The sequence below is a fragment of the Rhizobium sp. CCGE 510 genome, assembly GCF_000292525.1.
In the GTDB taxonomy this organism is placed as follows: Bacteria; Pseudomonadota; Alphaproteobacteria; order Rhizobiales; family Rhizobiaceae; genus Rhizobium.
In genome coordinates, this window is record NZ_AEYF01000048.1 from 31,702 (window position 1) to 51,643 (window position 19,942).

General features: G+C 58.1%; 15 protein-coding genes and 8 pseudogenes. 6 read left to right on the forward strand and 17 right to left on the reverse strand.

Annotated features, from left to right (window positions below):
* Window positions 1–3: 3 nt before the first annotated feature.
* The 7 genes and pseudogenes from RCCGE510_RS28485 to RCCGE510_RS28515 all read right to left on the reverse strand — a co-directional run bounded on the left by RCCGE510_RS28485 (window position 4) and on the right by RCCGE510_RS28515 (window position 7,518).
* The gene (locus RCCGE510_RS28485) at window positions 4–1,359 is read right to left on the reverse strand and encodes a radical SAM protein (protein WP_037080131.1); all 1,356 of its coding nucleotides are present in this window, start codon (window positions 1,357–1,359) and stop codon (window positions 4–6) included.
* 14 nt (window positions 1,360–1,373) lie between these two features.
* Window positions 1,374–2,885 (reverse strand): radical SAM protein, encoded by a 1,512-nt coding sequence (locus tag RCCGE510_RS28490; protein ID WP_007636053.1) that lies wholly within the window; start codon window positions 2,883–2,885, stop codon window positions 1,374–1,376.
* A gap of 102 nt (window positions 2,886–2,987) precedes the next feature.
* On the reverse strand, window positions 2,988–3,212 hold the full coding sequence (locus tag RCCGE510_RS28495; protein WP_007636054.1) for a hypothetical protein: 225 nt from the start codon (window positions 3,210–3,212) through the stop codon (window positions 2,988–2,990).
* Window positions 3,213–3,402: 190 nt separating this feature from the next.
* Window positions 3,403–4,140, reverse strand: a pseudogene (locus RCCGE510_RS28500) (IS6 family transposase); the annotation flags it as partial.
* A 79-nt stretch (window positions 4,141–4,219) separates the two neighbouring features.
* Window positions 4,220–5,201 (reverse strand): annotated as a pseudogene (locus RCCGE510_RS35715) (IS91 family transposase); the annotation flags it as partial.
* A gap of 13 nt (window positions 5,202–5,214) precedes the next feature.
* A pseudogene (locus RCCGE510_RS28510) lies at window positions 5,215–6,068 on the reverse strand (site-specific integrase); the annotation flags it as partial.
* Between the two features lie 139 nt (window positions 6,069–6,207).
* A complete protein-coding gene (locus RCCGE510_RS28515) occupies window positions 6,208–7,518 on the reverse strand; it encodes a hypothetical protein (RefSeq protein ID WP_240539700.1) in 1,311 nt (436 codons plus the stop codon).
* A gap of 264 nt (window positions 7,519–7,782) precedes the next feature.
* Here RCCGE510_RS28515 and RCCGE510_RS35720 point away from each other — a divergent pair.
* Window positions 7,783–7,956 (forward strand): annotated as a pseudogene (locus tag RCCGE510_RS35720) (ISL3 family transposase); the annotation flags it as partial.
* Between the two features lie 477 nt (window positions 7,957–8,433).
* Here the strand turns inward: RCCGE510_RS35720 and RCCGE510_RS28525 are convergent.
* Window positions 8,434–9,426 carry an IS110 family transposase gene (locus RCCGE510_RS28525; protein WP_007636062.1) on the reverse strand — a complete coding sequence of 331 codons (993 nt, stop codon included), beginning with the start codon at window positions 9,424–9,426 and terminating at the stop codon, window positions 8,434–8,436.
* Between the two features lie 167 nt (window positions 9,427–9,593).
* On the opposite strand from RCCGE510_RS28525, the pseudogene RCCGE510_RS33870 reads away from it, so the two are divergent.
* Window positions 9,594–9,897, forward strand: a pseudogene (locus RCCGE510_RS33870) (IS21 family transposase); the annotation flags it as partial.
* A 97-nt stretch (window positions 9,898–9,994) separates the two neighbouring features.
* Here the strand turns inward: RCCGE510_RS33870 and RCCGE510_RS28530 are convergent.
* From RCCGE510_RS28530 to RCCGE510_RS28540, 3 genes are read right to left on the reverse strand one after another with little or no spacing between them, the layout of a single operon-like run.
* A complete protein-coding gene (locus RCCGE510_RS28530) occupies window positions 9,995–10,783 on the reverse strand; it encodes an ABC transporter ATP-binding protein (RefSeq protein ID WP_157179954.1) in 789 nt (262 codons plus the stop codon).
* Window positions 10,773–11,633: an ABC transporter permease gene (locus RCCGE510_RS28535; protein WP_240539701.1), complete on the reverse strand. Its 861-nt coding sequence runs from the start codon at window positions 11,631–11,633 to the stop codon at window positions 10,773–10,775. Before RCCGE510_RS28535 ends, RCCGE510_RS28530 begins: the two co-directional genes overlap by 11 nt.
* On the reverse strand, window positions 11,630–12,031 hold the full coding sequence (locus RCCGE510_RS28540; protein WP_007636067.1) for an amidase family protein: 402 nt from the start codon (window positions 12,029–12,031) through the stop codon (window positions 11,630–11,632). The genes RCCGE510_RS28535 and RCCGE510_RS28540 overlap by 4 nt, the downstream gene beginning before the upstream one ends.
* A 36-nt stretch (window positions 12,032–12,067) precedes the next feature.
* Here RCCGE510_RS28540 and RCCGE510_RS28545 point away from each other — a divergent pair, with 36 nt between their 5' ends.
* Window positions 12,068–13,078, forward strand: a complete 1,011-nt coding sequence (locus RCCGE510_RS28545; protein WP_240539702.1) for an HAD family hydrolase — start codon at window positions 12,068–12,070, stop codon at window positions 13,076–13,078.
* On the forward strand, window positions 13,078–13,314 hold the full coding sequence (locus RCCGE510_RS35725; RefSeq protein WP_240539703.1) for a hypothetical protein: 237 nt from the start codon (window positions 13,078–13,080) through the stop codon (window positions 13,312–13,314). The genes RCCGE510_RS28545 and RCCGE510_RS35725 overlap by 1 nt, the downstream gene beginning before the upstream one ends.
* A gap of 156 nt (window positions 13,315–13,470) precedes the next feature.
* Here RCCGE510_RS35725 and RCCGE510_RS35300 read toward each other — a convergent pair whose 3' ends face one another.
* Window positions 13,471–13,926 (reverse strand): CBS domain-containing protein, encoded by a 456-nt coding sequence (locus RCCGE510_RS35300; protein WP_192815364.1) that lies wholly within the window; start codon window positions 13,924–13,926, stop codon window positions 13,471–13,473.
* Between the two features lie 473 nt (window positions 13,927–14,399).
* Between RCCGE510_RS35300 and RCCGE510_RS28560 the strand changes: the two are divergent.
* Window positions 14,400–15,430 (forward strand): annotated as a pseudogene (locus RCCGE510_RS28560) (type III polyketide synthase).
* 222 nt (window positions 15,431–15,652) lie between these two features.
* Here the strand turns inward: RCCGE510_RS28560 and RCCGE510_RS28565 are convergent.
* From RCCGE510_RS28565 to RCCGE510_RS28580, 4 genes and pseudogenes are all read right to left on the reverse strand, one after another.
* Window positions 15,653–16,356: pseudogene (locus RCCGE510_RS28565) on the reverse strand (phosphoketolase); the annotation flags it as partial.
* A 196-nt stretch (window positions 16,357–16,552) separates the two neighbouring features.
* Window positions 16,553–17,179 carry a pyroglutamyl-peptidase I gene (locus tag RCCGE510_RS28570; RefSeq protein ID WP_007636071.1) on the reverse strand — a complete coding sequence of 209 codons (627 nt, stop codon included), beginning with the start codon at window positions 17,177–17,179 and terminating at the stop codon, window positions 16,553–16,555.
* 302 nt (window positions 17,180–17,481) lie between these two features.
* Entirely contained in the window at window positions 17,482–17,829 is a 348-nt protein-coding gene (locus RCCGE510_RS28575; RefSeq protein WP_007636072.1) for a hypothetical protein, read from the reverse strand.
* A gap of 76 nt (window positions 17,830–17,905) precedes the next feature.
* Window positions 17,906–18,100 (reverse strand): annotated as a pseudogene (locus tag RCCGE510_RS28580) (transposase); the annotation flags it as partial.
* Between the two features lie 84 nt (window positions 18,101–18,184).
* Here RCCGE510_RS28580 and RCCGE510_RS28585 point away from each other — a divergent pair.
* On the forward strand, window positions 18,185–18,562 hold the full coding sequence (locus tag RCCGE510_RS28585) for a hypothetical protein (protein ID WP_037080138.1): 378 nt from the start codon (window positions 18,185–18,187) through the stop codon (window positions 18,560–18,562).
* Window positions 18,563–19,319: 757 nt separating this feature from the next.
* Here RCCGE510_RS28585 and RCCGE510_RS28590 read toward each other — a convergent pair.
* Window positions 19,320–19,724, reverse strand: a complete 405-nt coding sequence (locus RCCGE510_RS28590; protein ID WP_037080141.1) for a transposase — start codon at window positions 19,722–19,724, stop codon at window positions 19,320–19,322.
* Between the last annotated feature and the right edge of the window lie 218 nt (window positions 19,725–19,942).

Below are 19,942 nucleotides of genomic sequence, written 5' to 3' on the forward strand. Positions count from 1 at the left end.
TTTTCACGTGTGGCCTTCGAGCCGCTCATGAAAGCGGTGATAAAAGGCAATTTTGTCGGTGAGGCCTTCGAGCATGCTGCAAGCCACGACGCGGCGCCCATCGACATGGTGCTTGGGACAAGAGCCCAAACATGCAGGCAGCATGCGGCATCCACGACACCCACCGCTGTGGAAGGGGTTGAAGCGCTCAAACGGCATCTCAGTTGTCGTCACGTCTTGCAGTGTTCTATCCATGTCGTCCGGTAGAATACGCGCGAATGTCGACTCCGAGGTGCCCATAGCGGGGATGCACTTGCCAAGATTGCCGTGCGGATCAACCGTGAACGAGTTTCGTACAATCGCGGTACAAGGGTAGCGTTTTGACTGCGGCATGCCGAACACCATGTAACCCTCGGACTCGAGGAAGTGACGAAACGCTAACTCCTCTTCGGCGAACTCAGTGTTGGTGAAACAGTCGTGCGGAACGCAATCAACAAGACCTCGGCTAACATTGAGGAAACCGAGGCGGAAATCGATGCGAGGATCTGCGGGGTGGTAGCTTTTGAAGAGGCGGACCACGTATTTGGCCTCTTCAACATTGTCGCGATCCACATTGATGCGTATGGTGAGAGAGCCAGTAGCCTCGACGAGGTCCTGCAAGTGACAGGCCAGGAAGCGATAGTAGGCCTGCGCCTTTGATATGGGGACTTGGCGCCTCGCCGAATAGGTCTCGGGCATGCCATCGAGAGATATCTGCAGCGCCTTGACGCTGAGTTCGGCCAAGGCAGCCACCCTTTCCCGCGTTAGCAGGAGGCCGTTCGTCAGCATCTCAGCGTAGTACTCAATGCCACGCTCTGCGCAAATTGCCTTGAATTCCCGTGTCATGAAAGTTATCGCGGCGTAGGCGATTAGCGGCTCGCCGCCGAACCACTGGACGACAAGCTGGCGGCTGTCACCCAGTTTGCGACGGACGAATTCGATGATCGCCCTCTGGATCTTTGCGGACATGATCTTTGTCTTGGGCGTATTGCGTTGGAAGCAGTAACTACAACGCTGGTTGCAGGCCATAGTCGGTGCAATGGTCACAAATAAGCGTGATTCGTTTGCCTTACTGCGATGCAGCCGCTCCTCCTCTTCCTTGAACTCGTCTACTTCTGCGGGAACCACGAAGCCAAGAGCAGCCAGACACCCCACAAGCTCGCGGTCCAGCCCCATGTCTTCGTTCTCGAGGTAATCGAAACAACTTTGAACGATGGCCCATTTGGTTCTGTCCAATTCAAGCGTCTGGCCGTTTTTCGCGTTGAAGAGCAAAGTAGTGTTATCTGACTCGCAGAGCGGCACGTTGAAACTCGATGCTTTCCATTTCCGTGTCACAGTCATGCCTAGCGCTCCCTTTAGCTGAGCCGCACGCCCTGTTTGTCGTTAGAAGGACAAAGTGGGGGCGTCGTATGAACGGAGCCGTAGGAGAAATATGCGTCCCGGTAACACCGGCCCCTCTCCCACATGCACCTCTCAAAGGATGGACAGGTCTCGCAACATGACCCGCTAAACTGCCTGCGACTTGGGTAGATGAAGTTCAGCAGTCGGGAGCCGGTCCAGATTTCGCGCAACGATTGACGGCGGGCGTTGCCGACCAGGAACCGCTCTTCGTAGGCCATCTGCTCGCAGAGGAAGGCGCCGCCGTCAGGACCGATCCCCAGAGCATGCCACCCTCCGCCACAGCCAATCCGTTGCCTCCAGATCTCCTGCTTGCGCTCGGGCGTCAGCTCTCCCGTCGGCGCCGGGGCCTGCGACAGATTCTCGATTACTTTGATGTCCGGATATTCGGCTCGTATCGCCTCAAATTGGTTGGCAAGAGTCGCGTGATGTGCTCCAGTGACAAACAAATCGTCACTGTGGCGGTGAAACGAACGGGCATATCGCACGAAACTGAAAGTGCGGGCACCAAAAGGGTAGAAGAAATCAACGATTTTCTTCGGCTGATCCACGTTGATTCCGGTGATAACTGCCTTGATGATAGGCTGTATACCGAAAACCATAAAACTTTCGAAAGTCCGAGCTGCCATTTCCGTTCGGGGTATCTTGACATTTAACAGGCGCGAATTCAGGTCCTCGTCGGCAGCATCGAAGCTAAGCTGCACAGGGCGCTCAACCACCCCGTTGATCTTCTCCTTGAAACCGGCGTCGACTAGCCGCTCGACCGCGTCGCGATCCAGAAACGCTTTCGTCGAGAGGAGAAACAGCATCCTATGCTCGACCAAGAGATTGAGAAAGTCGATTCCATCCGGCCGTACGAAGGTATCACCATTGTCAGGCGAGCACATGCGCACCCCCATAGCGGCTGCCTCGTCGATCAGCTCGCGCCAACGCGCAAGATGCATTTCTTTGCCTCTCTTTATGCGTCGGTCGGCGTAGCAATAAAGGCAGTCGGTTTGACAGCGATGCGTGAACACTGTGTAGAGGTTAATGGGCGCCTTTAGACGAAACCGAGTCTTGACCCCCTCCATCACACGCGAATAGGCCCGTGGGTCGATGACGAAGCAGCGCGGATCGACGCGAATCGCCTTCGTAATCGGAGCATCGGCAATTTCCAGGACGCCGTGAGCACCGATACCCGCGGGCGATACGGTTGCGCGCACCAGAGCGTCGACACTGGAGAGTGTCTCGGCGAGGGTCCCGGCGTCGGCGTCGGGGAAGAGGTGATGGAAGAAGATTTCGATCTCGGAAAAACGCGAGGCACCGTCCAACAGCGACAGCGCCAATCCCTGGATCGGCGTTAAAAAATGGATGTGCGTGTTGATGTAGTCAAGAGGATAGAGAATTGGTCGATCGCCATCTTTAGTTAAGACAAAGTCGCGTCGCACTGCGACAAACTGATCTGACCCTATGGACAGCTGCGTCGTCATCCTGATCCGCCTCTCGAACTCTCCCAGAACTGCTTAGTTCTCCCTCACGGCGTACTGCCCGGACGCGCCTGCACACGGACAGTGCCAGACCACTGGCTCCGATTACCAGCAGATCATGCAGGGACAGACGGTGCAGCTACTGCAGCCGTTGGCGAGCGGCTCGCTTAACCCATCGTCTCGCAGGACGAGGTCTACTTTGAGGCCCTTCTTCTTGATCAGGTTCTGCATTTCCTGGACCAACTTTGCCGATTCGTACTGCTTAACCAGCCCTCCGATATCGACAGTTCGGCTTTCGCTACTATTTTTGGGATCTTCAAGCGTCTTCATTTCTACAATCTCCATCAGATGTGTGAATGAACTACGAATGCAGGAGGGAGGCTAACATTCTTCTGGCTGAAGATCTTTGATCTCAGTCAATGTTCCTGACGGTTTCTGCGGCTCTGTTGCAAAAAGTTTGGATTTCAAGGAAGTTCCCACTTTCTCCATTGTCAGGCGGTTTGAGTTTCGAGATCCGGGCGAGCAGAGCCACGGCTTCCGTCAATGCGCTCGGACCAATGCCGAAAGCCTGTTCAACGATACGAGCTTCTCCTCGAACGTCGCCGGTCAGGTTGAAAATCGCAGCCCGCCCCTTGCGCAGCGCCCGCATCACCTCGAAACCTTTGATGGTCGCATAGGCCGTTTTCAGTGTCTTGAACCCTCTGACCGGCCTGATCAATTGCTTGAGCTTACCGTGATCGGCCTCAACGATATTGTTCAGATATTTCAACTGCCGATGCAAAAGCTCTTCAGGGCATTTGCCTTCTGCCTTCAACTCTGAAATCGCAATGCCGTAGGTCGGTGCCTTGTCGGTGTTGATCACAGTCGGTTTTTCCCAGTCTTTCAATCCATTCAAAGCCTTGCCGAGAAAGCGTTTGGCCGCTTTGGTATTGAGAGTTGGCGAAAGATAGAAATCGATCGTGTTGCCGAATTTATCGACGGCCCGGTAAAGATACGTCCATTGGCCGCGGACTTTCACATAGGTTTCATCAACCCGCCAGCTTGTTGACTGTGGTCGGCGCCAATGCCAGCGCAGCCGCTTATCAATCTCTGGCGCGTATTTCTGGACCCACCGATAGATCGTGGAATGATCGACAGCGACACCTCGTTCACCCATCATTTGTTCAAGGTCGCGGTAGCTCACCCCATAGCGGCAATACCATCGAACCGCCCACAAAATCACTTCACCCTGAAAATGACGCCATTTGAAATCGCTCATCAAAAATCTCGCTGAAAATCACCAGCGCTCTTTCGGTGATCAACCGATTTTTTGCAACAGAGCCATCACGCCGGTAGCAATTGGCGAGAAAGCCGAAGTGGCGCATGCGGTGAAAGCCGTCTGGAAGGACATGCAGGAGAAAGCGCCGCATAAACTCGTTGGGATGAAGGCGCATGATCTTCTCACGGTCACGGCCGTTGCCACGATAATCCTTCCATCGGAAGGCGACATGGTCGCCATCGGCATGAACGATGCGGCTGTTTGCGATAGCAACGCGATGGGTGTATCGGCCAAGATAGGCGAGCACTTGACCCGGTCCGCCGAATGGCGGCCTTGAATAGACGACCCATTCGATGCTGCGGGTGCGGGCAAGATAGCTGGTGAACGTGTTGCTGTCGTTGAGATGAGTGAGTTCGTTGAAGAATTGCAGCTCACCCTGGGCGAAGGCTCCCGCCAGAGCAGTCAGAAAGAGCCGCCGAAACAGCCGTGACAGCACGCGAACGGGTAGAAAACAGCCCGATCGGCAATTGATCCACCTTGACCTGTCCGGCGAGAGACCTCCACCCGGTACGACGCAATGGACATGGGGATGGTGGGTCATCGCCTGGCCCTAGGGGTGAAGCACGGCGGTGACGCCGACCTCGGCGCCCAGCCATTTGGAATTGGCGGCGATCGTCTGCAGCGTCTCGGCCGAGATCCGCATCAGCAATGCATAGACGACCGCCTTGTTCTGGAAGGCGATCTCGGCGACGGCCGGAGGCAGGGTGAAGACCACATGGAAGTATGGGACCGGCAAGAGATCGGCGATGCGTGCGTCGACCCACTCTTTGCGAGCAGCCCCTGACACTTCGGGCAGTGGCGATTGCGGCAGGAGTTATAGGAGATGCGGGTCCTGCCGCACCCATCGCAGGCATCGACGTGTCCCCCGAGCGGGGTGTCCGGCAGGCTTCTATCGCGCCCATGACGCGTCGTTCGGCGCGGCCAAGATGACCGGCGTTCTCTCGCCTGTAGGAGCCTCCATGTCGTCGAAAGATGTCGGCGACTTCGAAGGTAGGGCGCAACCGATGACGATTCCGGCGGCGTCACCTCCAGCCGTAACCGATCGAGCGGGCTAGCGGTCGACCGGATCGTGTCGGTGGAAACCTGCGTATAGTGTGCCGTGCTCGACAGATGGGCATGGTCGAGCAGGACCTGGATGATCCGGATATCGGTGCCATTCTCCAGCAGGTGAGTGGCAAAGGAATGCCGCAACGTATGCACGGTAACGCGCTTTGAAAGGCCTGTTGCCGAAACCGCCGACCGACAGGCGGCGTTTAACACTGTCGGTTCAATCGGCTTGTCAGCATCACGCCCTGGAAAAAGGAATGTCATGGGGCGCGATAGACGCCAATAGCTGCGCAGGATCCCGAGCAGTTCGGTTGACAGCATAACGTATCGGGCTTTGGCGCCTTTACCATGGCGAACATGCATCACCATGCGGGAGCTGTCGATATCCTCGACCTTCAGTCCGCAGACCTCACCGACCCTCAGGCCAGCGGCATAAGCCGTGGTCAGCGCCACGCGTGCCTTCAGACTGGAGACCACCTCAAGAAATTGCACCACCTCGTCCGCCGACAGAATAATGGGAAGCTTCCGTGGGGCGCGCGCATAGGGGATCCGATCGGGGATACGTCCTGGCCAAGCGTGATCCCATAGAAAAATCGAAGAGCACACACGATCTGGTTTAACGATGCCCACGATATCCCAATTGACACCAGGTGAACCTGGAAGGTGTGGATATCGGCTGGGCCCAGCCGATCGGGCGATCGGCCGAAATAGCGGCTGAACTTCTGGACTGCATTGATATAGGATCGCTGGGTCGCCGGGGAGAGATTGCGGATCGTCATGTCCTCAATCATCCGGCGGCGAAGAGGGCTCATCTCAGCCATCGGGGCTCCTGTCTGAAGGGTGGGTTGCAACACCACCACCATCCTCTCAGTCAGGGCGCTCTCGTCAAAGGCGGCCGCAAGTCGCCGCGATCAGCGGCTTAGTTCAATCCCACGCGATTCCGATAAGCAATGAACCGCTCTAGAAGGGAGGAGCGTCCAGGAGCGACATTGTGTCCCGCGATTGGAGGCCGTGCAAAAAGTAGGCTCTGCGAATGGAATGTTGGTACTCGTGGTCCATTTCCAATCGGTGGCCACCTCGGACCAACAAAAATCGGGCTTTCGGATAGGCTGACACGATAGCTTTGCCTATTGCTGGAGAAAATACGACATCGTCCCTCGCTGCGATGACCAGCACCTCCCCTTGATAACTGTTTCGATCCAACTGCAAGTTCGGCAGGAGCGCATGCTGATGCATAAAATTCCACAGCATTTCCATGGACCACACGTACAGGGGGAGATCATAACCGTACGAGGTCTTCACACTCTGCAGATCGCTTCCAATTAGCTCGTACATCCGCACTTTCGCGGCATCGGCATTGGGCAGGCTTAGCATCGCGCGGCTGAGCGCCCAGTTCAGGCTCGGGTGCAGTTCATACCAAGCGTACGGCACAGGGTTGTGGTTTAGCTCTCCTCGAACGATTTTACCGATTTTTGCCAAGCCCGACCGTCCTTCCCGCCCGAGTTGGAAGAGCATATACGCCAAGCTTGGCCGAATGCCATCACGACTTGCAATCTCCGTCAGGAAGACAGCGTCTTTTGGATCGACCTCAGCGAAGTTGCGGGCGTAGGTCCAGCCATGCGTACGGGCCAAGTCCGGCGCTCCCGTGGTGACTAGCAATGCCCTAGTCACGTGTTCTCCATACCGGTGCAAGTACTGCTGGGCAAGCACGCCCGCGCCTGACGCTCCGAAAATCATGATACGCCCGTCAGACGAAAGCAGGTTGGCGGATACCATGTCCTGCCGCACGCGTTCTATATCTTCAACACGCTGCCAGGAGCCATAGAGGCGCATTGCACGGCCCAAGTCTAGCTTGCCGTTCGGATAGACCTCTGGGAACAGCGTCGGGTAATGGCCGCGATGGCCGATTAGCACATAGGACACACCCGGAAGCTGTTTATCGAAGAAAGAGAATTCCATTCCCGGGTATACCAACTCCATTTGTCCGTCTGTCAGAAAAAAAATTACAGGTCCTTTGGGGCTGAAGTTGGGGCTTAATAAATAGAACGCGCGAAAGTATTTACTGCTTGCATCTGTATAGTCCGTCGGAAGATTGAGATATCGATGGTGCGCATCCGGCGGCATGTCTGCATAGTGCGCATCCAGCGCGAGCCGCGCGTCCGCTGACTTTTGCGCTGCGCACCAACGCGTATAGCCTCCTATCCCACTTCCCGCGACAAAGAATAAAAGCATGACAAATGTGGTCCAAATCCATCGACGCGAATTTTTCATGATCGAACACGGCTTTGGTGAGAGTACGCCAGATTTAGGAGAATAGAACTCCGTCCTTAACTGCCCACTTAAACACTGTTCGGTGAACGAAATCAACAAAGCCTATACCGCGACGATCAGGTTGGAAACGCCGCATTGCCTCATTTGTGAATGTTCCTGATCCATTTGATCAGTGCCTGACAAGGTTGCGCGTTTCTGTGAAGTTGAAGAAATGCCCAAGTGCGCAGCTTTGCCATGCGGTTCCGCAGCGCAAATTCCGTGAAACTTGAAAGGTGGATTGATGATGCCATAGTCCCTGGCGTTACCTCGCTTGCTCGGTTCGCTCGCGTTCTTCGCCGTGACATTGACGCCGTCCGCAATGCTATCGATCTCGCGTGGGGCAATGGCCAAGCGGACAGTCATATCAACCGTTTGAAAACGACCAAACGTGCAATGTAAGGCAGAGCTGGTCCAGAGCTTCTCAGGCCACGGATAATGCCGCTCAAAAATGTCGAGCACCACACAAATTGAGCAAAAAAAACCAAGATAGGACAGTTGCCGTCCTTCCCCAGAGGGCATATGTGCCAAGATGATAGTTCATTAAGCCACCGAGTGGAGAGGAAGGCGGAATGTACGATATTGGATTGATCTGGGAGGCAATTTCTCAGGTTTATTGAAGCGCAACCGCCGTGCGTCGCCGCTATGGAGTCGTGCGGAAGCGCGCATTTCTCGGCGCGCGAGCTGGTGCACCGAGCAGCTTCATGAAGAGCGTGTTGGGCGAAATGAAAAACTGACCCCTAACGAAGCGAAGAACTGCCCCCCTCGTCTCAAGACGAGGAGTGATGGATGACGAGCACGATTTTATCGCATCCTGCATTGTCGCGAAGGATGCAGGACGGGGATATGCTTCAGGCGGATGAGCATCTGTGTTTGGTGTCAAGGTGGATTTGGTGTCCAGATGCGGTTTTTAGTGATGAGGGTATTTGCGAGCACGATGAGCTTTCTCATGACGGCGACGAGGACGACCTTATTGGGTTTTCCGGCCTTCTTCAGTCTTTCGGCGAAGTGCGCGAGGTCCGGGTTGTGACGGGAGGCGGAGAGGGCTGCCATGTAGATGGCGTTCCTGGGTGCAGGGCGTCCGCCCCTGATGGCGCGATGTCCGGCCCGCTCGCCACTTTCGCAGGCGAGCGGCGCAAGGCCGGCCAGCATGGCGGCCTGCTTGCCGGAGCAGGCGCCAAGTTCGCAAAGGCCAGCGATAAGGCTTGCGGCGGTGACGGCTCCGATGCCGGGAATGGAGATGAGGATGTCGAGGCGGCGGCGCATCTCGGGCTCGGTGCCGATGCTGCGCTCGATCTCGGCATCGAGTCTGGCGATATGGGTGTCGAGCGCGGCAAGCCGGCGCGTCGGTTCCTTGCGCAGGAAGGCGGTCGCGGCTGTCTTCATCCGGTTGGACAGGGCGGTGCGTTCGCTGGTGGCCGCAGCTCGGGCATTGACCAGTTCCTGCAGGGCTTCCAGGGCTTGGCCGGGCGGCGGGGTCTGTGCGGGCTTGAGGGCTTCTCCCATGATGGCCAAAAGCCGGGCATCGAGCCGATCGGTCTTGGCGAGGAAGCCGCAGGCTTTGGCAAACAGCCGGGCGCGCAGCGGATCGACGACCGACACGTAAAAGCCGTCGGCATGCAGCGAACGCAGAGCGGCGCGATGCAACTTGCCGGTCGCTTCCATGACGATATGCAGCGCCGCGCGCGGCATCTGGCCAAGCGCATCGAGCTCCCGCTTGAGGCGGCGCAGGCCGGCCGTGTCGTTGGCCACCCGAAAACTGCGGCCGAGAGGATGCAGATGAATATCCAGCCACTCTTTACAGACATCGACATCGATACCGACATAAACTGTCGCCATCGCGGTGCGTTCGGACGATACCTTGCCTTGCATACGGGACGTGCTCCCCACTATCTGTTCAGGACAAACGCGAAGGACGGGCGGACCAAGCTCATCCCCGGTTCAGGCCAAGGGGGTTACGGTCCCGCCCGTCCGACCCCTGGGGGATGGCCATCCCCCAGGGGTCGCACCCATCATCAATGGATGCGGTTTGAACATGCAAGGTGGTGGCGATGTTGCGGCTTCACGAACTTGGTTGGGGCGCCAAACGTCTATCGAAGGAGTTCGGATGCGCCCGCAATACGGTCCGCCGCTATCTTCGAGAAGGCGGAGTTGCACCGTTCAAACAGTCTGTTCGGCGCACGGCGTTCGACGGGCTTGATGATTGGCTTCGCGAGCGTTTTTTTCCGGCATGACGGCAATGCGGATGTAATCCGCCAGGAGTTGGCGAGCGAGCATGGAATCACCATCGGCCTGCGTTCAGTTGAGCTTCGAGTTCGGCAGTGGCGGCGAGAGCTAAAAGCAAAGTTAGCTTCTCGCTTTAAAGCCTGGCGCCAAATATTAGATTTCTGCCGACTAGCCGATTCCTAATGCACGCCTTGACAGGACTCGAACCGGCGGCTCACTCGGAAAACGCATTGTCCAACAGCGCCGAAACTTCCCGTAAATGGTCTGAAAAACCGGGACCGAGGCGGAATGCTTTTGTCCTCGGATAAGGCTCGGAAACAACGACTGAACCGATGATGCGGCCCGGTCTTGCCGCCATAACGACAACGCGGCTGGACAGGTAGATGCTCTCGGTGGTGTTGTGGGTCACCATGACAATCGTGCAGCCAGTCTCGCTCCAGATGCGCAGAAGATCGTCGTGCAATCGCGCCCGGGTGATCTCGTCGAGTGCGCCGAATGGCTCGTCCAGTAGGAGGAGTTGCGGCCTGGTAATCAGCGCGCGGGCGATTGAGACGCGCATCTTCATGCCACCCGAAAGTTCGCGGGGGTAAGCGTCCGCGAAGGTCTCGAGCCCGACCATGGTGAGACAACGAATAACCTCCGATGCCAGATCCACGGCGGAACCCCGCAAGGTCAGTGGTAAAGAGACATTTTCGGCGACCGTCGCCCACGGCATGAGACTTGGCTCCTGGAACACGAATCCGATCGAGCCAGTGCCGACAGCCTGTCGGCCATCGCCCGCCAATTCCACGCGACCTGCCGTGGCATTCACCAAACCCGCAAGAATATAGAGAGCCGTCGACTTGCCGCAGCCGGAGGGTCCGAGGAGACTGACAAACTCGCCCTTGCCGACTGCAAGGTCCATTCGGTCGATCGCCAGTGTGCCGTTCGGATAGCGCTTGGTCAGGCCCTCAAGCCGGGCAGCAATGACACCACCATTTTGCTTGCGCTGTTCAAGCATCATCTTTCAGCTCACTTTCGTGCCAATGACCGAGCAATATCGAGGACAGCCGGCTCATGACGTGCCAGAGCACAACCCCAAAACCTGCAAGCAGGAAAAGCGCTGCAAACATCCGGGGGACATCGAGCATCGTGCTGCTTTGGACGATCGTCCAGGCAAGGCCCGTCGAGGTGCCACTGCCGGCGACGAATTCCGCCACGACGGCGCCGATGACAGACAGTCCCGACGAAACGCGGGCGCCGGACAGAATGAAGGGCAATGCCGCCGGCAATTGCAGGCGCAGGAGCCGCTGCCAACGCGTGGCGCGATAAAGGGTGAAGACATTCTGCAGCCCGCGGTCGACGGATTTTATGCCGACGACGGTGGCCGAGAGCATCGGGAAGAAGGCAACCAGCCAGGACAGGATCAGCAGTGCAAGCCATACCCTGGAAAGCCCGGCCCAGATGATCACCAGCGGCGCAATCGCAATGATGGGCGTCACCTGCAGCGCCACTGCGTAGGGCCAGACGATCTTTTCCATCGTCTTGAACAGTGCGATCAGAATGCCGAGGGCGATCCCGCTGATGGTCGCGAGCGAAAAGGCGCTCAGCGTCACCAGTGCCGTGTTTCCCAGCGCGCGCATCAGCCCGCCGGCATTCGTCCACAGCGATTGGAAGATAACGCTCGGCGCTGGCAGAACATAAGGCGGGATACCCCGCCAGCGGACGAAGAGTTCCCAGGCGACGAGGAAAACCACGCGGGCGATCAGGGGTGCGAACCGGCCGAGCACAAGACACAGGGAAGCACGCTCCCTTGCGATAGTGTCGATGACAGCATGTCCTATGGCGTCGTTTTGTCGAGCGGGTATCGTCACAGCTTTGGCCTCTCTTTCCAACTCGGCAATGCCGCCTGGAGGATCCTTGCCACATCGAAAAGGCGCTCCTCCTCATGCCAGCGCGCCACAAACTGGATGCCGACGGGAATGCCCTCTGAAGTGAACCCGCAGGGCACCGATATGGCCGGGTGTCCGGTAAGATTGAAGGGATAGAGCGCTGCCGCCCAGGCGGCATAGTCTTCGCCATGGACTGGACAGCGCGCATCAGCGGGCCCGGGTGACCGCGTCAGGCTCGGCATGGCGATGACGTCTACATGCCGAAAGGCATGCTGCACGCGGCGGAACAGTGCCGTGCGAGCCTCTTGAGCCTGTGCGAGATCCGCAGCACTAAAGGACATGCCGAGGTCGACGATGTCTCTGAAGGTCTCACCCCACATTGATCGCGCGGAATCTTCTGCTTCACGGACCTTATCGTGGACTCTCTGCTCTTCTCACTCGCGCTTGCGGTCGGCCTGACGCCGGAGCTGCTGCCTGCGATCATCAGCGTGGCGCTCGCGCGCGGCGCCCGGACGATGTCGAAGTCTGGTGTGATCGTTCGCCGCCTAGATGCAATGGAGAACCTTGGCAGCATGGACGTGCTGTGCACGGACAAAACGGGGGCGCTCACCGAGGGCGTCATCCGCCTCGACACTTGTGTCGACCCGCAGGGCGTCGTCTCCCCTGAAGTGAGGCGGCTGGCGCTTCTCAATTCAGCGTTTCAATCGGGAATGAAGAATCCTCTCGACGACGCCGTGACGGCCACGATCGCGGCTGGAGAGGTTTCTTCCGACGCCCGCAAGCTCGCCGAGATCCCCTACGATTTCTCGCGCAAGCGTCTCTGCGTAATCGTCGGCGGACAGAACGGCCCGCCGTTGTTGATTTGCAAAGGAGCGGCCACCAACGTAATCGACGTCTGCCACCATCATGACCGAGGGTCGCCAGCTGCATTGGACGACCATGTCCGCAAACAGTTGGACGAAGTCTGCCGGCAGTGGGGAGAAGCACGCATGCGCGCGCGCAGCCGCCACCCGCCCCATATCAGAAGCAACTTCCAAGATCTCGCGGGAAGACGAATCCGGACTGTGCCTGCAAGGTTTTCGCTCTTCTCAGATCCGCCGAAGACCGACATTTCAGCCATAGTAGCAAGCCTCGCCGAACGAGGGGTGCGGCTCAAGGTGATATGGGAGACAACCGATATGTCGTCCGGCATCTCGCGCCGCATGAGCAACGACGCACTTTTCAGTCCCGCGGAAAAAACCGACCTGTTCGTCGAGATCGACCCAAATCAGAAGGAACGGATCGTGGCGGCCCTTCGCAAGGCCGGACACGTGGTCGGATATCTAGGAGACGGGATAAACGACGCGCCGGCCCTTCACGAGGCGGACGTCGGGATTTCGGTGGAGGGCGCGCCCATGTCGCCCGCGAAGCTGCCGACGCCGTCCTGATGCGGCACGATCTCGCCGTCCTTTCCAAAGGTGTTGACGACGGACGCAGGACCTTCCCCAACACGATGAAGTACATATCGATCGCGACCGGCGCCAACTTCGGCAACATGATTACGCGAAGTCTGAGAATCCTCATCCTGACCGCCTTCTATCGCATGCACCATGCCTTCGCTGACGTCACGCATGATAGCGACCTTCGCCTCGACCCGGCGATTGATCGCGGCCTGCAGCCATGAGATTTATCAGAAAGTTCATGGCGTACTTGTAGCGTAGATCTCCATGTTGGCGAAGAAGATCGCTCCAATGCAACATCGGGACGAACGCAATCTGCGGGGCGAAGGTGGCTGCGACGGCCATCATCATCAGCGGCTGGAGATAGAGCAGATAACCGCCTACGGTGACAAGGATGCCGATCTGGAGCAGCGGCTCGGAGATGCTGGTCCCAACGTTACCACGCCGCCGACGCCGCGGATGCTTTCCGCCGCCACCCTGGCCGCCGAGCATTCCAGCTCCGTCTCGACCTCTCCCCGCAGGGTCACGGCCCCGTTGGAGACGGTCGCATTGACCATGGGGAACCTTATTTCGAGCTCGGTTTCCAGGCGGCTACGAACGGCCGTCCCTAGGGCCTCGTCGCCGGAAGCAGTACACTGCCGTGGAACATCGAGAAGCGCTCGCATCAAGTCGTGACGGCTGATCATGCCGGCGAGTCTGCCGTCCTCGACGACAGGCAGGTGTTTGATGTCGTGGGCCTGCAGGAGTTCTGCGAGCTGGCTCGCGGTTGCGCTCGGGGCGCCGCTGACGACAGGCGTCGACATCACGTCCTTGACGCGCCAGCTTCGGGCCTTCACATAGTCCGCCAATGCATCTTCGCGGTCGCGCGTGTGCGGTACCGCCCGTCTCGCCCAGGATGACGCCACCCGGCGCAGCAGGTCTTTCCGGTGACGATGCCGGTGAGCCGCCCTTCGCCATCGATGACGGGCACCGCGCCGATCTTTCTGGCGTTGACGATCTCGACGGCTTCCCTGACGTTGTGCCTCGTCGAGCGTCCTCACGGGGGTCGCCATGATGTCTCTAGCAAGCATCGCGCTGTCTCCTTTTCGATCGGACAATTACGGAGCCAACACGTTGAGCGCATTGACGTGGATCAAGGCAGACACGAAGCCGCGGGAGGCATCCTTCGCGCGTCGTCGTCTCTGAAGCCTTCCGACGAAGTGCGGCGTCAGGCTCGCCCGCATTGCAACCTTATTGAGGATCAAAGCGTAGTTCGGTCTCGTCCTCGCGCGGCGTACCAAATTCTTCCCGCGCCGTCGCAAGGAGTCTTATGCAGCATTCCGTCAAGCTGGTATCCGTCGGTACCGCCGTTCCGCCACATGTCATCGACCATCGTGACGCGGCGCGAGCCTCGCACGCCGCGTTCTCATCGCGATTTGGCGATTTCGAAAAGCTGGCAAGGGTGTTCGAAACCTCGGGAATTCGGCGCCTGCCGTCCGGCCGATCGAGTGGTATCTCGAGACGTCGGGATGGCCCGAACGAAACCTCGCTCACATCGAGGGCGCGGGCGCAATGTTCGTCGCCGCCGCCAGCAAGGCTCTCGCGTCGGCGGGCCTTGCAGCAGGCGATGCCGACACGATCGCAACCGTCTCCTCGACTGGTATTGCGACACCTAGTCTGGAAGCGAGGGTAAGCCGAGAACTGGGCTTCCGGGACGATGTCGAACGGGTTCCCGTGTTTGGCCTCGGCTGTGCCGGCGGAGTCTCTGGGCTTTCAATCGCGTCACGGCTGGCGGCATCCCGGCCAGGCTCAGTCGTTCTGGTGGTCGCCGTCGAGACCTGCACGTTGGCATTTCGTATGGACAAGCTTACGAAGGCGAACATCGTGGCGACCGCCCTCTTCGGCGACGGGGCCGCCGCCTGCGTGGTGCGTGCCAGTGAAACCGGTCTGGCCGAGGCCGAACTTGCAGGCCAGCATACGTGGCCCGACACGCTAGACATCATGGGATGGAGCGTCGATCCGGACGGTCTGGGCGTGATCTTCGACCGTGCGATACCACCGTTCGCCGAAACTCATGTGCTGAAGGGCGTAATGTCCATACTCGCCCGATCAGATCTTACTCCTGCCGACGTTGACCGGTTTGCGTGCCACCCCGGAGCCTTGGAATCGGCGCTTAAACTAAACCAGGGAACCCTCGACCAGGAACGTGAGGTTCTCTCGGACTATGGGAACATGTCCTCGCCAACCGCGCTGTTCGTACTCGAGAAGCTTCTTGCGCAAGGACTACCCAGGAGAACTGTCCTGACGGCGATGGGACCGGGCTTCACCCTTAGCTGCTTCTCGTTGACGGCTGCAGCATGATCCGGCGATCATTCTCTACGACGTTTTGGGATCGCATCGTCTGCAGAGCGAAAAGGACTCGAAACAGGCTGAAGCTGACGCTGCAAAGGCTGCGCTTGCCGTTGGGACACCCCAAGTCGAAGGCGAGGTTGCCACCTCGCACTCGAATCCTCTCTCCTGCGTGCCAGCGTGCTGCGGCAGTATGCGGTGGCAGTCGCTACCCAAATCCGGTCATCGGTGGCGCTAGGAGGAGCGTGCCCAGCGCCAATTCTGGATTTCCGGCATGTCTTCTCCACGCTCCCGCACGAACGCCCGGTGCTCGTCGAGCTTTGCATACAGGTCTGCCACCACATCTGGCACCTTCTCGGCGAGATCGGGCACTCGCGCGATCGCCTCGGGAGCGAGATGATACCTGTCCAGCTCGTTCAATACGGTCATGTCGAACGGCGTCGTCGTAGCTCCCTCCTCCACGAACCCGCGCACGTGGATGTTGCCGTGATTGGTGCGCCGGTACGTCAACCGGTGGATGAGATAGGGATAGCCGTGGTAGGCGAAGGTGACCGGCCTGTCCTGCGTAAAGATACTATCGAACCGTGCATCATCGAGGCCATGAGGATGCACCTTCGGACCTTGCAGCGCGAGTAGATCGACGACGTTGACCGTCCTTATCTTGAGATCTGGTACCGCCGCGTGCAGCAGCATGACGGCCGCGAGGGTCTCCATAGTCGGCACGTCGCCCGCACATGCCATCACGACGTCCGGCGCGATTGTATTGTTTTCGAAGCTTGCCCAGTCCCAGACGCCAATGCCCTCTTCTGCTTCACCGCCTCGTCGATCGTAAGGTACTGGGACTCCGGCTGCTTGCCGGCAACGATCACGTTTACGCGGTCGTATGTCTTCAGGCAGTGATCGCCGACCCACAGGAGGGTATTGGCGTCCGGCGGTATGCTGCTAATCCTATCTCACTGCGGGCGTCGGTCACTGCTGGCCACAAAATGGATGACGAGTTTTCCCTGCCGTTGTCCCGCCTCCGCCCATGCGCGGGGTGCAAGTTCCCGTTGCGGTGGTCCAAGATCTGATCGCCTGCGCCTCCCACGTGAACCACGGGGGTCATCCGTCAACGCCGAACCACAGCCGTGCAGTTCAGCACTCATCTAGATACATCCGGCATGCCAGCAGTAATTTTCCGATGGCTGCTAGATGCCTGTCCCGTTGCGGCAAATCGAAATGCTCCTGTATCGTCACGGGATAAGCCCAAGGTATATGGACAAACAGGGCCTTCGCGGTCGACGCCACTTCGTCTAAGCGTCTAAGTACGCGGTAATAGATATAGTTACAGACGTAGTCGCCCGCGTTGTTCGACACGCAATAGGGGATGCCAGCCACCGCCAGCTGCGCTCCGACACGTTCAAGATTGACAGAGGTCCCGTATGCGCGGGGGCCGCCATCGACAATCGCGACTCCACTGCGAACCTCGCCGCGATTGTCCGCTACGCCACAATCGGCTACGTTGATGGCAAAGCGCTCAAGCTTAAGCCTATCTGTCGACACAGACAGGCCAAGCATTAGGATTAGATCTGCGTCCAGGGCGAGATCGAGGCTTCGCTCGAGCCAGTTGTCGACTCCCGCGTATGAAGTTGGAAGGACCGAAAACTCGATCAGATCGAACAGGTCGTTTGGGGGATGCCGTCTTAGGCTTTTCAAAATCTCTTCGGATGGGTTAAACGGAAGCCCGGCAAACGCGTCGAATCCGGTCACCAGCGCTTTCATTGCGGATCCCTCCGGAAACAATCTCTTCGCTCGACTGCTCGGTTCCCCCAATCCTTCGCCCATGTGGACCGTTGCAGCAGGCGGGCTCGCGCTCCCGCATCAAGGTCGAGTCGGGTGGCCTCGTGTTTCACACGGCTCAATCCGAGCCAGAAATCCCGCCGGAACTTAGGGCAGAGCATCAATGGTCTGACCGACCGGAAATAATCGTCCAGCTCTTGATCCGCGCAGGTGCATATATGCCCCTAACCTCCGCACGTGCAAGGAGTTCCAACATCTCTATCTGCAACTCAGGCGCCTGAATATTAAAGATGGCGTCCTCGATCTCCACAAATCGCACACCGGAGGCTATTCCGTCTACCGCGAGGAATATCCAGCCAAGCCTTGACCAAGGTAATTCGAATGCCGCAAAAGTGTTGCACGAAGTCGGCCTGCTCCCCCAAGGCGAGCCAAGCTGCCGCTTTGTCCGCGTTTCCGAGCAGCGCCCTATTCACGGCGATCGCATGCACCATTTCTGCGGTGCATGGCGCCGTCACCGCCCGGGGCTTGATCCATGCTCGTTCGTGGTACTGCACAGTCTTTTCATGGTCCTGCTCGATCGCTGATAGCTCTCCGCAGAGCGCCATGTAGAGAGACTCGTGTTCGTTATTCATGCAGAGTTTCTGCATCCCGCGAAGGAGTTCGCGAGCTTCATCCAGTCTCAGCTCGCAACAGGTCAACGCAGTCCACCATGACAGAGCGAGAGATGTCTATTCCCAGCCGGTCGTACATCTCGGATAGGCGGTAGAGAGGGATATGATCGTCGAATTTGGCGACCATGATATGGGCGAGCAATCCCGGTCCGGGCTTGCCGCGTTCGATCGGCAGGGTCGGCATCTGACCCGCTACCGTCGTCTCGCACTCCCTGCAGATCATGCGCTTTTGCGTTAGCCTTTTAGAAGACGAAAGGACATACTCAGATCGTGGCGTCAGGGAGACTACACTCTCGACGCGCGCGAGTTCCCGACCATGTTCGTAAATGAACATGGTTCCATGGACGTGGCCAGGGTCAAGGGCTGGGTGGTTCTGACTCAGACATGCGATATCGTGAACTTCGCTGAAGGACGCGATCTTGTTGCTGTTGCACCATTAGTCAAAGCCAAGCTGGGCTTGATGCAGGCCGTTGCCAAAGGCACGACGCCCGCTGCGGCCCAACTTGAGAACTCGCCGGGCGAGAACCTCGTTGTTGACCTGACGAAACTCTGTGCCGTCCAAAAGAAGGCCCTTGCAGGCATGAGACGCGCCATAGGCTTCAATAGCGATGAAACACGCTGCACGTTCGCTCAGACCTTGGAGTCGGTACGGCCGCTTCGCATTTCCCGACGCCCTGGATTGATGGACCCTTAATTGCGATCCGCAACCAATCGAAGGACAAGCATAAAAGGAATTCTGATTCTGGGCGAGTTTACAGATCGCTTCGTTGCATTCGAGTCTCAGCATCTCCTGATTTCAATACAAGAGGGGCTGAGATCCAGTTTCTTGCGGTGCTTGACGAAGAAGCACGGCTCGAGGCTACGACAACGGAGATAAAGAAGAACTCGACTCCGTCGCAGCGTCTTCGAAGTTCAATTGGCCGGAAGAATTTGAGCGCGCCGTTCCGCTTTTTAGGGTGTGACACCGGACTCCATTAGCGCTCGCGAGTGGTTTACCAGCCAGCAAATTGATCTTGATTTCCTCTCTCCCCTCAAAGATTCCTGAGCGGAGGCGGAAAACATGTGCCGCAATTACGCTTGATTCATTATGCGATCTTCGTGGCCTAAACCGGTGAACGCCATAGCAACCAGCCGGACGCTAGCCTCGGCAACTCTCGCCGTGCCAGAACCGTTGACCCCCTAGGTCAGTGGCGTAAGCATATTTATCGAACTGCCTTTGACACTAGGAATATACATTATGGAAAGCCGTTCGGCATGTCACCTGAGATGGTTCGCCATAATCGTCGAGATGAAAAAGTAAGAATGATCGTATCCTTCGCGTGTTCAGGGTCCCGTTCGCCGCTCCAAGTGAAAGCCCGCTTCAGCGATTTGTCGCGTCGGATGAAGGGATCAATCGCAAGATAGCCCCGCTTGATAGTCGGATGGCCACTCTTGCCGTGTCGGGATCGGGATCATCGCAGTGTCTCCAGCCCGCGCAGGATTCGCAGCAGCGCATCGACGTCGACGTCACGGTCGACAAGGACGCGCCGGCCGTTTGCGCTCCGCACCTCCATGCGACGGCTACCCACTACCGGAGTCGATGGAGCCGACACGGGCGTAGGCACGTCCGGTGTGATCAGCGCGGGCACGAAGCCCTCGATCCGATTGCTGCCAAGATTGCCGGCCTGCGCCAACTGCCGCCAGCGGTACAGTTGTGCGCGGGAAACCCCATGCTTCTGCGCCGTCGCGGAAACCTGGCGACCATCGCCAGAAAAGCCTTCCTCGAGAATTTTGAGCTTGGCCGCGGCGGTAAAGCGCCGCCGACGCCCTGGGTCGATGATTTCAAGCCGGCTCACCGGTGTCCGAAAACTGTCCATATGCCTGTCCATAGCGACAAAACGACAGATTCATCCTACGCGCGCAAGGCGGCGCATCCTCGGATGCTCACTTTTGTCCGGAAAGCTTGCCGTTTTGGCCGCATTGAACTCATCAAATAGGATTTGCGCCGCGCGGACGAGCACGCGGCGCTTTTATTCGGCAGGGAAAGCAGCTTCGTCTAAGCCTTTGGCCATATTCGATGAATTCTTGCTCCACA

Excerpts from the sequence above, each read along its gene's own strand:
- RCCGE510_RS28570 (WP_007636071.1), bottom strand. The coding sequence starts at position 17,179 with ATGAAAGCGCTGGTGACCGGATTCGACGCGTTTGCCGGGCTTCCGTTT.
- RCCGE510_RS35725 (WP_240539703.1), top strand. The coding sequence starts at position 13,078 with ATGCGGCACGATCTCGCCGTCCTTTCCAAAGGTGTTGACGACGGACGC.
- RCCGE510_RS28540 (WP_007636067.1), bottom strand. The coding sequence starts at position 12,031 with ATGTGGGGTGAGACCTTCAGAGACATCGTCGACCTCGGCATGTCCTTT.
- RCCGE510_RS28590 (WP_037080141.1), bottom strand. The coding sequence starts at position 19,724 with ATGGACAGTTTTCGGACACCGGTGAGCCGGCTTGAAATCATCGACCCA.
- RCCGE510_RS28485 (WP_037080131.1), bottom strand. The coding sequence starts at position 1,359 with ATGACTGTGACACGGAAATGGAAAGCATCGAGTTTCAACGTGCCGCTC.
- RCCGE510_RS28575 (WP_007636072.1), bottom strand. The coding sequence starts at position 17,829 with ATGAATAACGAACACGAGTCTCTCTACATGGCGCTCTGCGGAGAGCTA.
- RCCGE510_RS28515 (WP_240539700.1), bottom strand. The coding sequence starts at position 7,518 with ATGAAAAATTCGCGTCGATGGATTTGGACCACATTTGTCATGCTTTTA.
- RCCGE510_RS28585 (WP_037080138.1), top strand. The coding sequence starts at position 18,185 with ATGTTCGTAAATGAACATGGTTCCATGGACGTGGCCAGGGTCAAGGGC.
- RCCGE510_RS28490 (WP_007636053.1), bottom strand. The coding sequence starts at position 2,885 with ATGACGACGCAGCTGTCCATAGGGTCAGATCAGTTTGTCGCAGTGCGA.
- RCCGE510_RS28525 (WP_007636062.1), bottom strand. The coding sequence starts at position 9,426 with ATGCAAGGCAAGGTATCGTCCGAACGCACCGCGATGGCGACAGTTTAT.
- RCCGE510_RS28530 (WP_157179954.1), bottom strand. The coding sequence starts at position 10,783 with ATGATGCTTGAACAGCGCAAGCAAAATGGTGGTGTCATTGCTGCCCGG.
- RCCGE510_RS28495 (WP_007636054.1), bottom strand. The coding sequence starts at position 3,212 with ATGAAGACGCTTGAAGATCCCAAAAATAGTAGCGAAAGCCGAACTGTC.